The following is a 15,316-nucleotide window of genomic DNA, read 5'->3' on the forward strand; positions in this document are numbered from 1 at the left end:
TTTGGTTTATTGAAATCTGAGTTATTATATCTTAAAGAGTTTGAAAGTATCGATCATCTCAAGCAAGAATTAGAACAATATATTGATTACTACAACCACAAACGGATTAAGGCAAAATTAAAAGGCATGAGTCCGGTTCAATACCGAATTCATACCTCATCAGCCGCCTAATATTCGTGTCTAACTTTTTGGGTTCAGATCAAATGCAGTGCTTTTTATGTCTAATCTATAGAGGCTTTTGGTTTTTGAGTAAATCACGAATTTCAACAAGTAATGCTTCTTTAGCATCAATAACTGGACTTTCTTCAACCACTTCTTCTTTTTTACGCTGGAATTTCAGCATAATACGAATAACCATAAAGATTGCTAAAGCTACAATGATAAAGTCGAAGATTGATTGTATAAAGTTCCCGTACATAAATTTAGCTTTGCCAACTTGAAATACTAAACCAGAGAAATCCACTCCACCCATTAGGACGCCAATTAAAGGTGTGATAATGTCTGTTACAAGGGAAGTTACGATTTTACCGAAAGCTGCGCCGATTACTACTGCAATTGCCAAATCCATGACATTACCTTTAAATGCAAACTTCTTAAAGTCTTGCCACATAATTCCTCATCTCCTTTAACTAGTAAGTGTACAAAAAGAAAAACTTTCTGTATATGAAAAATTTGTTTTTATTCGTCGAAATCGCCCAGTTGGTTATAAATTTTTAAGTCTTCTTATATAAGATAGATTGGATCTCACCACAGAGCATTTTTAAAATGAAGTGACTGACTTAGAATATGTGTGATAAAATGAAGAAAAAACAGGATGCGACAACATGAAAATACAAAAGAAAAAGAAGCCCATATCCATTGTGACAAAAAGCCTTGTCATTATTCTTATGGTTCCAATCACGATGACGATTTTCGTCTTGGCAAGTGTGTACTGGGGAGATTTGAAAAGAATTCCAATCATCCACATAGTGAAAGATTCCATTCAAGATGCCCCAAACAAGATGATGGATATCAAAATTCCGGAAGAATATATACCCATTTATCAAGAAGCAGCAGATAAATATGAAATACCCTGGACATTATTAGCTGCACATCATCGTATTGAAACGAAATTTTCAACAATGGATCCACTTCTTTCTCCAGTAGGAGCTGAAGGACATATGCAATTCATGCCATGTACATTTGTTGGCTGGGAACATCCAAGTTGCTCAGGTAAAGGAAAAGGTGCTATCTCAGACGAAGATAAAACGAATCCAAAGATAATTGCTAAATACGGGGGATACGGTGTAGACGCTAATGAGGATGGTAAAGCAGATCCCTTTCAAATGGAAGATGCCATGCATAGTGCTGCAAAATATTTAGCCAGTAATGGTGCAGCATCCGGTAATATAGAAAAGGCTATCCATATGTACAATCATAGTGATGAATATGTAGAAGATGTTCTTTATTATTACAATAAATATGAAGAAGAACAGAGGACAGAGGGACAAGCTCTGTCTTCAACACAATAAAAAGAGTCGTTCGAATTTCGAACGACTCTTTTTATTATTTACGTAAAGCTTTTAAAATCATGCTTACGATGAATATTAAAATAACTGCTCCGATTAAAGCTGGAATGATTTGAATACCGGCAATTGCTGGTCCAAAACTGAATAACATCCCGCCAATCCAAGCGCCAATAATACCTGCAATAATGTTACCAATAATTCCGCCTGGTACATCTTTACCAAGAATCAGTCCAGCTAACCAACCAATAATACCACCGATAATAAGATATAAAATGAATTCCATGTTTGTCCATCTCCTGTTCAATAATTGTTTGTCTTGCTTACTTAATAGATAGCCTCAATTGAATAGGTTCAAACCACTTTTGAAAAATTATTTCATCAAGGTTAAGCCGATTTACCTATAAATAAATGAGCTATGTAAATATGATTTCCAAATGTTCATTTTTTATGTATTTCGACATAAAATAACAAAGTAAATACTCCTTTATTTATAAAGAAAGTTGTAAAAATATTTTGCGAATTCTAAATTTGAGGCGTATAATCTAAGAAAGGGAGATGGTTGAGATGGATCAAATCATGATGAAAAAACTAAATAAACAGGCACTATGGTTTGTAGTTATTCATACAGTATTTATCTTTAACCTCGTATTCGATGTAATTGAATTTTTATAAAAAAAGGTGGATAGGAAATCTATCCACCTTTTTTAGCAGATTAATAAGGTCAGTGTAAAAGGAGCAATAAAGTGAAACAACCATGGAATCGTCATACATATGTTCAATTATTTAAAAATCTTAGTAATGATCAATTAGCTGAGCCGATGAAAGCTTATATGAAACATCATTTTCCCTTTTTAGGTATTAAAAGCCCTGCTCGAACGGAAGCATTAAGAAATTACTTCTCAACACATGACATTCCTGAAAAACCTGAGTTGCTTGAGGAAGTTTGGAATATTTATCAATTGCCTGAGCGAGAGTATCAATATGTGGCGATCGCTTTACTTAGCAAAAAACTAAAAACATTATCTGTTGACGATTTGGGGTTTCTTGAGAAACTGATAACCAAAAAGTCATGGTGGGATAGTGTGGATTCCATTGCACCGACTATTGTTGGAGATATTGTCAAAAGAGACCGAAAGAATGGAGAGAAGGTCATGCTCCAGTGGTCAGATTCTGATAATATGTGGTTAAATCGTGCAGCCATCCTTCATCAATTAAAATATAAAAAAGACACAGATGAAAAAGTATTAATTGAAATTATAACAAAACATAAAAATTCTAATGAATTCTTTATACAAAAAGCTATTGGTTGGGTGTTAAGAGAATATGCAAAAACCAACCCTGTCTTCGTCCAACAATTTGTTGCATCACATGAATTAAAACCATTAAGTAAACGTGAAGCCTTAAAGCATCTAAAATGAAAAAGCGGCCAATATGGTAACGGGTTCTGTTTTCGAGTACAAAACATTAAATAGCAAACCAATTAGCAGACTAATTAGAATCTGATTTGAACTGCTTCTTTGTATTGATTTGACAGGGTTTATAAACTAAATAAAAGAAAATTAGCATATCAAATAGCACCTTATTTTGCAAGATGACAGAAGTTATTGTAGTGTTGCGAATTCATGTTAAAACACTTACGAGTTACTATGCCCAATAAAAGGATAAATGGATATTTATGTTAAAGTTAAGATGAACATTATTGAACTAAAACGGCAAGTTAGTGGAAGAATCTGTGTGATTTTCATTTGATTAGGCCTACAATTAGAAGAGAACATACGTCGTCTCTTGTTAGGGGGAGAAAATAATGAAAAAAGCATTATTGATTATTGACGTTCAAAATGGAATGTTTCCAGAAGTTAATGAAGTGTATAAAGGCGATTCGTTGCTTGAAAATTTAAACGAGTTAATAACCCAAGCACGTTCTACAAACACCTCAATTGTTTATGTACAACACAATGCAGCTGTTGGAGAATCTTTAGAATATGGAACAAAAGAATGGGAAATTCATTCCGATATTTCTCCACAAAATGAAGATGTTATAATACAAAAAACAACTCCAGATTCTTTTTTTAACACTCCTTTAGACGAGGAATTGAAAAAACGTGGTATTGAGCATGTATTTATAACAGGAATTCAAACAGAAGTATGTGTTGATACAACGTGTAGAAGGGCTTTTAGTATGGGATATAAAGTAACTTTAGTTACTGATACACATAGTACATGGAGTTCGGAGGAAATTACTGCTCAGCAAATTATTAACCATCACAATAGCGTATTACGTTGGTTTGCAGATGTTTTTCCGAGTCGTGAAATTATATTCTATTCATAGCTTGGTCATACAAATGTGAAAAATTTTTACATTAACTAAAGGGTGCTTTAGTTAATGATCAGTGAGCTACTAATGTAGCTCTTTTTTCTTCTTCGCTTATTCAATTTCACCTCCCCTTGTAAGTTTTCTGTAATGTAAATTAATGTTAATATTGAGTATATCTTGGAGGTGTAAAAATGTCTTTTAAAATTATTATCCAATTATCTTTAGCTTTAATGGCTTTTATATTTTCTGCTCTTGCTACGTGGTATGAGGGAAGTGCAATATTACATGTCACATGGGAATGGAAACATACTGCTATCTTTTCTGAGATAGTAAATGGTCCTGTGAAGCAAGCAAGCGATATTTTACCTATTGACTATTTTGTATATGCAGCTAAATTTTTACCTACATTTCCTTTAATTATGTTACTAAGTGGTACGTACCTTCTAATCCTTATAGGATATATTCTACTTAAACGTAACGATAAGATGTTTTCGTATTTCCTAACATCTATTGGCATATTATTCTTGGTATTAAGTGGTTTTGTATCAAATTCTCCAACTATTGGTTTGAAAATTTTTTTCATTAGTTTTTTATTAATAGGGATGATATCAATTCTTATTGCGTTGGTAAGAATTTTTAACAATAAGACTAAAGAAATATATTAAATTGTATTTCTTATTCAACTAACAGGTGCTTTAGTTAAAGATCATCGGGCTGCTTAAGCAGCCCTTTTTTATTGAACTAACGGGGCAGGTTAGTTCAATAAGGAATGTAAGCCAGATAAGGTGTATTTAAAAGTTTGAGGAGTAAAAAACGTATGGAAAAGGAACATTTAAAAATTTTTGATGAATGCAGAAACCAATTAGGCGTAGCCACTCGAGAAGAAGTACATAGAATTGGCTATTGGCATGAAGCTTTTCATTGTTGGTTCGTTAGTGAAGAACAGGGTACAAATTATATCTATTTGCAACTACGTAGTGACACTAAAAAAGACTATCCAAATTTATTTGACATTACTGCCGCTGGACATTTACTTGCTAATGAAACAGTTCAAGACGGTGTAAGAGAGATTAAAGAGGAAGTAGGAATTGATGTTCCTTTCCAAGAATTAGTACCGTTAGGTGTAATTGATTACTGTGTAATAAGAGAAAATTTTATAGATAGGGAATTAGCAAACGTATTTTTATATAAAAGTGACAAAACCTTTGATGACTTTATTCTTCAAGAGGAAGAAGTTTCGGGGATTGTGAAAGTTGAATTGAACGATTTTATTGATCTTTGGTTAGGTGAAAGAGAAACAATTAAATTAAAGGGCTTTAAAATAAATATAGATAGAAATAAAATCTTAATTGATGAGTATGTTGGAAAAAGTGAATTCGTACCTCACCAAATTTCATTTTATAAAACTGTTATCAAAAAAATAAAAGAACATATTAAATAGAACTAATCATATGCAATTAACCAGTTCAGCTAACGAGGTAAGGTACTGGTTTTCAATAACGAAGTTTAATGAAACTTTTTGGTTTAAGTGTCGTTTTATTTATTAATTTCCAAATATTATTTGACTATTTGTTGCCATTACGCCCTACTAGAGCCAATACCCTACAAATTAAGAGGACTTACAGTGAAATTAGAAAACGAAACGATGTACAGGAGAGGTTACTTTAACGAGGAACCAACTAAGGAAGAAAAAGAGATATTAAGCATAGCTTGAGCTGAGGTAATAGCCGATTTCCCTATAATTAAAACCGTTAATGAGGAATACTTGCATGTTCCATACCCTTTAAGAATGGAGAAGTTGCACTTTTGGGCTTTTTTAAGATGGGAAGATTAAAGGTAAACTCATTTTACCTAACGGGAGCTTCACATGAAAATATTTTGCTTCTAGTACAAAATGCTTTGCACCTAAAGATAACTCCTTTAAATAACCTTTTTAAATAAAAGAAATTAATCTACGGTAAACCTATGTACATACCCTAAATCTATTTAGCTACTATACTAAGCAGGACTTACATATATTCAGAAAAAACCTTTGGAGGCACAAATCATGAGAGCACTAAAACAACTCGTACGTTTTGGTTGGGATCAGGCTCTATCATGTTTGTTTCCTGTCGTTATTTTTGCCTCTTTGGCTTTTACACAAATCATGCCAATTCCCTTCCTACCACGTTATGACTGGCTGTTCATCATCTGCCTTCTGATGCAGTGGTGGATGGTGCGTTCTGGGCTTGAAACACGGAATGAACTAAAGGTTATCACATTGTTCCACCTTATTGGACTTGCTCTTGAACTTTTCAAGGTACATATGGGCTCCTGGTCTTATCCAGAGGAGGGATATTTCAAAATTTTTGGAGTTCCTTTGTATAGCGGATTCATGTACGCAAGTGTAGCGAGTTATCTTTGCCAGGCGTGGAGGAGGTTTAAGGTTGAACTGGTTAAGTGGCCACCGTTTTTGGTAGTTGTACCTCTTGCAGCTGCGATTTATTTAAATTTTTTCACCCACCATTATTGGATTGACGTTCGTTGGTGGTTATCTGGACTTGTAATTATCGTCTTTTGGCAATCATGGGTCACTTACGAGGTTGATGGAACTCGTTACCGTATGCCACTCGCTCTTTCTTTTGTGCTCATCGGATTTTTTATATGGATAGCCGAAAATATCGCAACGTTCTTCGGAGCTTGGGAATATCCAAACCAAATCGATGCATGGAGTCTCGTTCATCTAGGAAAGGTGAGTTCATGGCTCTTATTAGTGATTGTTAGCTTTCTTATAGTAGCGACGTTAAAGCAGGTTAAGGGAAAAACTCCACTAGGCCGTGCACCGAGGGAATAGACGTTTTTAGGGTATCTAGTGTATCTAAACTAATAGCAGATTTTCCAAGTGTTCTGAATTAGAGAAACAAAAGGAGCACATTAATGCTATGTTGGATGTATTAAAAAATGGATTGAAGTGTCACTGTCTTACGTGGTCAGAGTGTTTTACAAAGGTTAATTCAAATGCCACTGATAGTTAAAGAGCACGGAAAGGGTGAGGTATTTTGTTTACAGTAATCGTTCTTTTTTTATTTGCTGGCTTAGCTGAAATTATTGGCGGATACCTCATATGGCTTTGATTAAGGGAAGACAAGTCTGCTTATTTAGGAATATTTGGAGGAATTTCGTTAGCTCTATACGGGGGTATTGCTACTTATCAATCATTTCCATCTTTCGGCAGAGTTTACGCTGCTTATGGTGGTGTATTTATTATATTGTCTGTCCTTTGGGGATGGGGAATCGATAAAAAAATGCCTGATACATACGATTGGATAGGTGCTTTGATTTGCTTAACTGGGGTATCTATTATGTTATTTATTCCTCGTAATTAATTAATAAATCTGTGGCCATGTATCATCAGCATTAGTTCAACAAGGAGCATAGACGACTGGAACAAACAAACACAAACATTGGAAAAATTGGAAGCCAAAGATCTTTTATCCAATCACAAGCGTAGCCAGTAAGTAGAAGTTAAGGCATATTGGATGCAATGCTACAAGGTAGGGAACAAGCTAGCCGAGAAGCAAATAGACAACAAATGCAAAGACAGCAGCAACAGACTAAAGGAAAAAGGAAAAGCAGATTCAGATGGGATTCGATGGAAAGAGGGTACGAACGATAATAAAAAGCCACTACCAATTTTGGTATTGGCCGTTCTGTGTTTTATTGCTTGTTCATCATTAACAAATTTAAGGTGACTGGTACTTTTTTTTATTTAAGTGTAGTGTGATTCTTACTATATGTATTAAAAGCTAAGCTCTGCTGAGGTACCCCAAGTGGAGTTAAGGATGAAAGTGTATCTTTTTTGGGGTTTTAAATAGCAGGCAATGCGCATTCCCCACTTTTTCTTCTATATAGTCGAGTGAATAATCACCCAATGGATCTGATAAATCGCCGATTGCGCGGGATAGATTATCAATCACAAGTCTTAATGTATCAAATTGTCTTAGCTCTTTCCTTACATTCATCTCATCCATAATTTCATGAGCAAGATGTTGGATTCGCCGTAAGCGCATTTCTTTTGTTTGCATGATCTACTCATCCTCCTTATATTGTTTAAATATATGGCTAACAAAAGGGATTAATGAGTAGATGCTTTGAATGGAGTTCATCAAATATCCCGGTGCTCCGGTAGATTATCGTCTTATCTGGACGGTTGCCTTTTTTGACAACCCATTCGAACCGAAGGTGATCACATCCTAATCCGGATGTTATGTCAACCTATTATGTAGGCTATATAAAACCCGGTTCAGCGATTGAATAGATGTTTGACGGACGAATCATCCAGTTTCTTGTTCAACTAACGGGGCAGGTTAGTTGAATAAGAGAATGATGCTTTATGTAGCTTTTGACACAAGAAACTTAATAAGGAGGAATAGAAATTGAATAAAGACAATCGTAAAAATTAATGGGAGTTATATCATTTTATAGATGAAATAACTTACCGTTACACATATCGAAAATAATATGCAATAGAATATGCTTACTCAACTTAGTTGAAGAGTAGGTATCCAAAGAGTTAGGCTTTCAAAAGCTGAATGGAGGGTTAATGTGTATTTGCTTCTTTCAATAGTTTTGAGTGCGATTTTAGGACTTGTTTTATTTACTATGGGACCACTTGTAGGAGCGGTCATTGCTTTTGGAATAGTTATGGGTTGTATATTTAGAGGATTGCATTTACTAAATGACATACATATAAGTATTTTATCTACATCTCCCCAAAAAGATAAAGTCCAAAAGGCTTACGAAAATTATTTAATGGAACGAGATAAAGGTTCTAATTAAACTAATGGGGCAGATTAGTTGAACAAGAATGTTGATATGTCAAACCAAAAATTACCACTTTATATTATACTTAAAGAAAAAGGAATAAAATAAAATGAAGGTGGGGTTCTAAAATGGGATTATTTCCTGAAGAAAGTGAAAAAAAGAAAAGAACAAAACCATTTTTTATTATAAAAACTTTAATCAAAATAGCAATGATGTTCATGCTTGTAATGGGCTTTATCAGTGAAAATACTGATTTCTTTTTCGGTTGGTTATTCGTCTTATTAGGGGTTAATGCAATTATAGATGGGATTGAAAGTTATTTTCAAAAAGAAGATAAATGGGTCTATCTACGTGATTTAGGATTTGGGGTTATAGTGATTATTATATCTTCTCAAGTTTTTTACTAACGGGTGCTTTAGTTTAATAAACATAATTCAAGTCAACAGTGATCTGTTGGCTTTTTCTGACGCATTCCGAACTATAAATGCGCAGCTAATCTAGCGCTTTTTTATTGTCTGTGATAGCTTGTTAAATGGTGATACAATTGAACTATAAACACTAATTAATTGGTTTATAGGAGGTAATATTACAGATGGAAAACTTAAAACTTCATGTTGGATATGATAAAAAGGAAGCATTATATGTTAGAGAAAGTCTAATCAATTACAATAAGAAACAAGTTGCTTATACTGAAGAAGAAAAAATAAATATTATTATTAAAGATGACAATCACAACATATTAGGTGGAATATTAGGGAATATAGATTGGAAATGCTTTCACATTGAGATTCTTTGGATTGATGACGTGTTACGCGGACAAGGTCAAGGAAGAGAGTTAATGAAGGAAGCAGAGAAAGTAGCTATAGAAAAAGGGTGTAATTTAATTAGATTGGAGACTTATAGTTTTCAAGCCCCTGATTTTTATAAAAAACTTGGTTATGAAGTTTTAGGTAAACTTGAAAACTATCCAGAAGGTTTTGATCATTATTATTTATTTAAAAGATTGAACAGTCTTTGATCTGAAAGTTAAATTCATCTTCACTTTAGGACCATGATCGCATGACCTTAATGAACTAACGGGTGCTTTAGTCAAGGCAAGTAGGGCAACGTCATTTAAGACGTTGCCCTTTTTACATTTAAAAGTATTTCTGATAATACTCCTTCCTTAGTCTTCCACTTAGTTGAGCATAAATCCGGGTAGTTTCGCTCTTCTCGTGTCCTAGAAGACTTTGAATAACTTCAATTGGTGCTCCATTATTTAACAAATGAGTAGCATAGCTGTGTCTGAGTTGATGTGGATGGATCTCTTTATTAATTCCAGCACGATTTGAAATCCTCTTGATGATGTATCTCATTTGGGCGACACTCATTATATGTGGGTGCCTTTCAGTGACGAAGATGGCTGGATCATTGTCAGTGCGACTGTCCATATAGCGTTTCAGCCATATGTCGCAGCGTATATTAAAATAAACTTCTCTCTCCTTATCGCCTTTTCCTCTAACTATTGCAGATTGATTGGACCAATTAATATGGTTCTTTTCTAACGAAACGATTTCTCCGATTCGACAACCGGTAGAAAACATGAACTCAAAGATCGCTTTCTCTATTGGTAAATGACAGGCTTCACGCAAAAGTTCGATTTCCCTTTCGGTTAAATACTTAGGAATTCGCTTGCCCACTTTAGGTTCTTTAATTTTCGCAGCTGGATTCTTTCGTATGTTGCCTTCTTCATGGGACCAACGGAATAACGATTTCAGAAATCGGATTCTATGTGCAAGACTGGCTGGTTTTAAATGTTTCCCTGAAATTGCAAGGTATTCTTTCAATTGATTTGTGTCCAAAGTTGTTATTTCAACATCCTTAAAATAATCAATAAGTAATGATAATTGAAGCAGATAAGCCTTTAATGTCTGTGGAGAAAAGCCTTGGATCCTTTTATCCGATTCAAATGCTTCCCATGCTTTTGACAGTAGCAATTTTGTTCCCCCTCAAAAAAGTCTTGTTAAAGGAAATATTGCCATTTCTATCGAAATTAAGACATATTGATATTTTAATAACGAGGCAGGTTAGTTGAATAAGAATATGATAATTAACTTATATTTTAAAACGTAAAACGTTATCGGACTACTAATGGTATAATTTGTGTATTATGTAATTTTTAAGATAAAAAAAGGATGTGTAATTTTGAGAATTCATTTTCTCTACCCCGCGGTAGCTATCACGATTATATGGATAATTTTCAAGGTTTTTAACATTACCTATGTTAAAAAGAAATTTGATATTAAACGAGAAATTGTAAATCTTCTTTACTTTGTCAGTGTGATGGGAATCATAGGACTAACAATTTTCCCACTTGAAATAGCTTTTGGTCCTGAATACGATTCACCTAATAATTTTGTGCCGTTTGCAAGTATTAATGAATTATTAAATCACTTTTATTATATGGTTCCCTTAAGAAATATTTTAGGAAATATCATTTTATTTACGCCTTTAGGTTTCATTCTAGTATTAAAATTCAAGAGACTAAACAATATGATGAGTGTTGTTTTAGTCGGTTTATTAAGTTCAACGTCAATAGAGTTTATTCAACTACTACTCCCCAACAGGGCGTTCGATATTGATGATATTATATTAAATACTTTAGGTACTATGATAGGTTTTCTTATACTTAAAGCGACTAAAATTGAAAAAAAACTAACGGGGCAGGTTAGTAGAAGATATAACCATTAGTTGTGAATGGGAGAATTGGCGATAATATAAAAAAAGACACAGAGGAAGTGTCTTAAGTGTTTTCAAATTAGCTCACCGATTAATTGGGATTTAGTTTAATCTACTTGAATTCATTTTATATATGCTTCATTACTGGTTACAATTAATTCAAGACGTTTATTATAAGCAGTATCTATTTTATTTATTGCTTCAATTTGAAACTTCAAAGGTTCTAAATCAGAATAAGGTTTAATTACTAATTCCAATTCATCAATTATATCTGTTTTCTTAGCATTTTTTTTAGTTTTTTCGTGTTTATCTAATCCGTCTGCACTCATATCTAGAAAAATTCCGACACCCTTAAAAAATGGACTGCTCCCAGGACTATTTACAATTTCGCCTACATTTTTCATAACTTTCGCTGGTATATCATTAGTTTTTAATGCCTTCACTTCATCAATATATTTGTTAATTAAACCTTTAATAACGTCATATCCTTCTTGATACATATTAACAATCTTCTCCATTTCTAAAATTACTTTTTGTAAGAAAGAAGAATCAGTAATATTTGATAGATACACTTCCAAATGATATGCCATTACATATAAATAAACTGAATACCAATACTTAGGTAAATAACCTTTATATTTATTAAGTTTTTCTGTTGTTTCTTTGCTATTATCGTTTTGATTGAGCGTTGTTTTTAAATTTTGTAATTGCTCATAATATAATTTGATATTAGCTAGAGCTGTTCTCCTTATAGATTGGACATTTATAAGTGTTGCCTGACTATATGTTTCATTATTTAAAATATATTGAGCATTGTCTCGTACTTCTTTTAAGAATTCACCATCTGCCCATAGCTGACTTTCTTTATCAATCTCTAGAAACCTTTGAATTTCATTCACTTTTTTTTCGACTGATTCTAATTTGTTATCAATTCTTGCTAGGAAGTATTGGTTTGTAGCAATAGAAGCAACTGTAAAAGAAGCAATTGCTAAATTAGATAGTGTCATAATCTCGGGATTTAATTCTTGAAGCAATGCTTGCCCTGTAATATCATTATTTGTTCCAGGAGCAACAACATTAGCTCTAAATATGGTTGGATCTTTTGCTGACCTTTGCAACCCACCTAGTCCTTTGTCATATACAACTTTATATGTTCCAGAATAATAGTTAGCATCATAAAATTTTTTTAAGGCAAATGGAACATTTTGAAAGCAGGCATTAATTTTTGCAAAGTCATCATTACTAATCTTTAAATAGCTATCATATTTTTCAGTATCTTCTACAGGTGTAATTGATACACCGTATTTATCATCTAACACTTTCAATAAGTTAACTTTATTGTCCATATCAAAATCTCCTTTCTAAATTTCAAACTCACCGATAAATTGTAAAATATTTGCCTGTATAATATCATATGTTTGCAAGAAATAACACATAAACTACCAGGGGTTTTGATCCAAGAAGGATAGATGCCTTTTTATTGAACTTCTTAATGAAGTAAAGGGACAGCATCTTGTAAAATTGAAGAAGAGTTTCAAGTTTGTGAAGTTTAGCACTTAAACTAACGGGTGCTTTAGTTCAATAAGCCGAAAAATAAAAAAACTCAGAGCTTCTATGCTCTGAGTTTTTTAAAACCAAGTCTTGTGTTAATTGCTTGTTAATTCTGGTGTTAATTTTATTGCGACTACACTTGCTAATTGTGATTTTGTACTTCAAAACGGAACACGTTATCAAATTAGCTGTTTTTTCACTTTACAGAGCCACTTTCAAATATGTGGTCCTTGTAATACATGTTTTTCACTAATACGTTAGGACCTAAGCATTTGACGGCTGGACAATGGCAATTTAACTCTTTAGCAAGAGGGGAATCTAACCATTGATCGAATATAGCTGGCAAAGAATCATCTTTTAGATTGCCTAGTACAGGCGCGTCACCGAAGTCAGTGACAATGACTTCGCCAGAAAAGATATTGATATTTAAACGGGAACGGCCATCTGGATCATTTCGAACCGTTACATTCAACTCGTCTTTTAGTCTTGCTTGAAGGTTGCGATCCTCAGCACTTGAGCTACATGGATAAAATGGCAATGTACCAAACAGCATCCAAGTGTTTTTATCTCGAACATCAAGCAAATGATGAATTGCTTGTCGTGTTTCTTCAAGTGTCAAAGATGTCAAACTACTAGCGAAGTCAGATGGATACATAGGATGTATTTCGTGTCGAGCACATTTCATTTCTTCTACCACTTGTCGGTGTATATGTTCTAAATAAGGTAAGGTTTTTTTGTTTAACATAGTTTCTGCAGAAACCATGACACCAGCTTCAGATAACATACGACTATTTTCAATCATGCGATTAAAAAGTTTAGCACGTTGATCATAGGAAGGTTTACGTTCCATAACTGCAAAGCCCGTTTCAACAAACTCGTCCACCGTTCCCCAGTTATGAGAGATATGTAATACATCTAAATAAGGAGCAATTAACATATATCGCTCTGGGTCTAATGTTAAATTCGAGTTGATTTGTGTGCGAACACCGCGCGAATGTGCATATTTTAACAGTGGAAGGACATAATTTGTCACCGATTTTTTGGATAACATCGGTTCGCCACCAGTTATGCTGAGCGTCTGTAAATGCGGAATTTCATCTAAACGTTGACGTAAAAGATCAAAAGGCAATGCCTCTGGGTCTTTCGTTTGTAATGTATACCCTACTGCACAATGTGCACAGCGCATGTTACAAAGTGTCGTTGTTGTAAATTCAATATTAGAAAGTGTAAGCTTTCCGTGATTTTCTATATCTGAATAAGCTTCCCAAGGATCGTACGAAGGGGTAAGTTTTTGAAGAGTAGTGTTTATCATTAAGTAATCGTCCTTTCTACCAAATCATTGTCGCATACCAAGTGAAGATTGAAAACGTTATATTGTCGTTTATTTGTCGATTCAAGTAATATAAGAATAAAAGGTGAAATTTATGGAAACTAAATCCCCAGTTCTTTTTTATGATGGAAGCTGTGGTTTTTGTCAACAATCAGTCCAATTCATTTTACAACATGAACGGGCTGAAGAAATCTTTTTCGCAGCACTTGATAGTGAACTTGCCTATCAATTAAAAAAACAACACCCCAATCTAAAATCGATTGATTCAATTGTTGTTCTTAAGGGAAAAGAGCTATTAGTTGAATCTGATGCAGTGTTTGCACTTACAACTTATTTGAAAGCACCATACCGTTATGCAAAATACGCACACTTTGTACCAAGGACGTTATGCGACTATGTTTATCGATTGGTTGCAAAACATCGACATCGCTTAATTCGTCAAAACGAATCGTGCTTTTTGCCTTCACCACAACAAAGGAAACGCTTTTTGTATTAGTCAAAGGAGAGATAAAGATGTTTTTAGAAGATAATAATGAAATTCGTAAAGAGCTATTTCAAACCATTGATGGATTAACAGATGAGCAATTCAACAAGAATCCATCAAATGAAGGATGGTCTCCAAAACAAATATTTGAACATCTAGTTCGAATGGAAACAGTCATTGCAACCAATATTGCGAGGGAATTAAAAAACCCAGAGAGTCCTAAATCGATGAAAAAACCGATAGCACTTTCTACAAACCGCTTAATAAAAGTAGAGGCGCCAGGGTATACTGTGCCAACTGAAGATTACAAATTAAAATTAGAGATGAAAAAAGAGCTTCATGATTCACGTCTCTTCCTATTAGATGTATATGAATCAAGCACAAAAGAAGTATTCCGTGAAAAATCATTCAAACATCCTGTTTTTGGACACGTACCATTAATACAGTGGTTTCCATTCGTTGGACTTCATGAAAAAAGACATTTAAAGCAATTGAAAAAAACAATCGAAATGTTGTAAGGTCATAACAATTACTTATCACATCCTATAATTTTAATGTAATTTACTTATAAACTAGACTACGTTATGATTAGAACTGGAGAAAAGTCG

At 33.7% G+C, this 15,316-nt stretch carries 20 protein-coding genes and 2 pseudogenes; 16 read left to right on the forward strand and 6 right to left on the reverse strand.

Annotation, left to right across the window (positions count from 1 at the left end):
• Nucleotides 1-171 (forward strand): IS3 family transposase (locus C8K15_RS13810; protein WP_146173659.1); only part of this gene is annotated, 171 nt, incomplete at its 5' end.
• A gap of 55 nt (nt 172-226) precedes the next feature.
• Here the strand turns inward: C8K15_RS13810 and mscL are convergent.
• Entirely contained in the window at nt 227-610 is a 384-nt protein-coding gene (gene mscL / locus C8K15_RS13815; protein WP_108586981.1) for a large conductance mechanosensitive channel protein MscL, read from the reverse strand.
• Nucleotides 611-824: 214 nt separating this feature from the next.
• Here mscL and C8K15_RS13820 point away from each other — a divergent pair, with 214 nt between their 5' ends.
• Nucleotides 825-1,511: a lytic transglycosylase domain-containing protein gene (locus C8K15_RS13820; RefSeq protein WP_108586982.1), complete on the forward strand. Its 687-nt coding sequence runs from the start codon at nt 825-827 to the stop codon at nt 1,509-1,511.
• Nucleotides 1,512-1,545: 34 nt separating this feature from the next.
• On the opposite strand, the gene C8K15_RS13825 is transcribed toward C8K15_RS13820, so the two are convergent.
• Entirely contained in the window at nt 1,546-1,791 is a 246-nt protein-coding gene (locus C8K15_RS13825; RefSeq protein WP_108586983.1) for a GlsB/YeaQ/YmgE family stress response membrane protein, read from the reverse strand.
• A 460-nt stretch (nt 1,792-2,251) separates the two neighbouring features.
• On the opposite strand from C8K15_RS13825, the gene C8K15_RS13830 reads away from it, so the two are divergent.
• The 8 genes and pseudogenes from C8K15_RS13830 to C8K15_RS20880 all read left to right on the forward strand — a co-directional run bounded on the left by C8K15_RS13830 (nt 2,252) and on the right by C8K15_RS20880 (nt 7,477).
• Nucleotides 2,252-2,926: a DNA alkylation repair protein gene (locus C8K15_RS13830; protein WP_108586984.1), complete on the forward strand. Its 675-nt coding sequence runs from the start codon at nt 2,252-2,254 to the stop codon at nt 2,924-2,926.
• A gap of 386 nt (nt 2,927-3,312) precedes the next feature.
• Nucleotides 3,313-3,837 carry a cysteine hydrolase family protein gene (locus C8K15_RS13835; RefSeq protein ID WP_199224118.1) on the forward strand — a complete coding sequence of 175 codons (525 nt, stop codon included), beginning with the start codon at nt 3,313-3,315 and terminating at the stop codon, nt 3,835-3,837.
• A 176-nt stretch (nt 3,838-4,013) separates the two neighbouring features.
• Entirely contained in the window at nt 4,014-4,487 is a 474-nt protein-coding gene (locus C8K15_RS13840; RefSeq protein WP_108586986.1) for a DUF4306 domain-containing protein, read from the forward strand.
• Nucleotides 4,488-4,639: 152 nt separating this feature from the next.
• The gene (locus C8K15_RS13845) at nt 4,640-5,263 is read left to right on the forward strand and encodes an NUDIX hydrolase (RefSeq protein ID WP_108586987.1); all 624 of its coding nucleotides are present in this window, start codon (nt 4,640-4,642) and stop codon (nt 5,261-5,263) included.
• Nucleotides 5,264-5,350: 87 nt separating this feature from the next.
• A pseudogene (locus C8K15_RS21515) lies at nt 5,351-5,656 on the forward strand (MafI2 family immunity protein).
• A gap of 213 nt (nt 5,657-5,869) precedes the next feature.
• Entirely contained in the window at nt 5,870-6,655 is a 786-nt protein-coding gene (locus tag C8K15_RS13850; RefSeq protein ID WP_108586988.1) for a DUF817 domain-containing protein, read from the forward strand.
• A 205-nt stretch (nt 6,656-6,860) separates the two neighbouring features.
• Nucleotides 6,861-7,187 (forward strand): annotated as a pseudogene (locus tag C8K15_RS13860) (YnfA family protein).
• Between the two features lie 149 nt (nt 7,188-7,336).
• Nucleotides 7,337-7,477, forward strand: coding sequence for a hypothetical protein (locus C8K15_RS20880; protein ID WP_233260498.1), 141 nt, complete (start codon nt 7,337-7,339; stop codon nt 7,475-7,477).
• A 160-nt stretch (nt 7,478-7,637) separates the two neighbouring features.
• On the opposite strand, the gene C8K15_RS13865 is transcribed toward C8K15_RS20880, so the two are convergent.
• Nucleotides 7,638-7,886, reverse strand: coding sequence for a hypothetical protein (locus C8K15_RS13865; RefSeq protein ID WP_108586989.1), 249 nt, complete (start codon nt 7,884-7,886; stop codon nt 7,638-7,640).
• A gap of 520 nt (nt 7,887-8,406) precedes the next feature.
• On the opposite strand from C8K15_RS13865, the gene C8K15_RS13870 reads away from it, so the two are divergent.
• The 3 genes from C8K15_RS13870 to C8K15_RS13880 all read left to right on the forward strand — a co-directional run bounded on the left by C8K15_RS13870 (nt 8,407) and on the right by C8K15_RS13880 (nt 9,643).
• The gene (locus C8K15_RS13870; RefSeq protein ID WP_108586990.1) at nt 8,407-8,640 is read left to right on the forward strand and encodes a hypothetical protein; all 234 of its coding nucleotides are present in this window, start codon (nt 8,407-8,409) and stop codon (nt 8,638-8,640) included.
• A gap of 113 nt (nt 8,641-8,753) precedes the next feature.
• Nucleotides 8,754-9,032 carry a hypothetical protein gene (locus C8K15_RS13875; protein WP_108586991.1) on the forward strand — a complete coding sequence of 93 codons (279 nt, stop codon included), beginning with the start codon at nt 8,754-8,756 and terminating at the stop codon, nt 9,030-9,032.
• Between the two features lie 185 nt (nt 9,033-9,217).
• On the forward strand, nt 9,218-9,643 hold the full coding sequence (locus C8K15_RS13880; RefSeq protein WP_108586992.1) for a GNAT family N-acetyltransferase: 426 nt from the start codon (nt 9,218-9,220) through the stop codon (nt 9,641-9,643).
• Nucleotides 9,644-9,761: 118 nt separating this feature from the next.
• On the opposite strand, the gene xerA is transcribed toward C8K15_RS13880, so the two are convergent.
• Entirely contained in the window at nt 9,762-10,601 is an 840-nt protein-coding gene (gene xerA / locus C8K15_RS13885) for a site-specific tyrosine recombinase/integron integrase (RefSeq protein WP_108586993.1), read from the reverse strand.
• 208 nt (nt 10,602-10,809) lie between these two features.
• Between xerA and C8K15_RS13890 the strand changes: the two genes are divergently transcribed.
• Nucleotides 10,810-11,355: a VanZ family protein gene (locus tag C8K15_RS13890; RefSeq protein WP_108586994.1), complete on the forward strand. Its 546-nt coding sequence runs from the start codon at nt 10,810-10,812 to the stop codon at nt 11,353-11,355.
• A gap of 110 nt (nt 11,356-11,465) precedes the next feature.
• On the opposite strand, the gene C8K15_RS13895 is transcribed toward C8K15_RS13890, so the two are convergent.
• Both C8K15_RS13895 and yfkAB read right to left on the reverse strand, forming a co-directional pair.
• Nucleotides 11,466-12,689, reverse strand: a complete 1,224-nt coding sequence (locus C8K15_RS13895) for a hypothetical protein (RefSeq protein WP_108586995.1) — start codon at nt 12,687-12,689, stop codon at nt 11,466-11,468.
• 401 nt (nt 12,690-13,090) lie between these two features.
• Nucleotides 13,091-14,206, reverse strand: a complete 1,116-nt coding sequence (gene yfkAB, locus C8K15_RS13900) for a radical SAM/CxCxxxxC motif protein YfkAB (protein WP_108586996.1) — start codon at nt 14,204-14,206, stop codon at nt 13,091-13,093.
• A gap of 112 nt (nt 14,207-14,318) precedes the next feature.
• On the opposite strand from yfkAB, the gene C8K15_RS13905 reads away from it, so the two are divergent.
• Together C8K15_RS13905 and C8K15_RS13910 are read left to right on the forward strand one after the other, a co-directional pair.
• Nucleotides 14,319-14,720 (forward strand): thiol-disulfide oxidoreductase DCC family protein, encoded by a 402-nt coding sequence (locus C8K15_RS13905; RefSeq protein WP_108586997.1) that lies wholly within the window; start codon nt 14,319-14,321, stop codon nt 14,718-14,720.
• 17 nt (nt 14,721-14,737) lie between these two features.
• Nucleotides 14,738-15,226, forward strand: coding sequence for a DinB family protein (locus C8K15_RS13910; RefSeq protein ID WP_108586998.1), 489 nt, complete (start codon nt 14,738-14,740; stop codon nt 15,224-15,226).
• Nucleotides 15,227-15,316: the final 90 nt, after the last annotated feature.

It is taken from the genome of Paenisporosarcina sp. OV554 (assembly GCF_003058165.1).
Lineage (GTDB): Bacteria > Bacillota > Bacilli > Bacillales_A > Planococcaceae > Paenisporosarcina.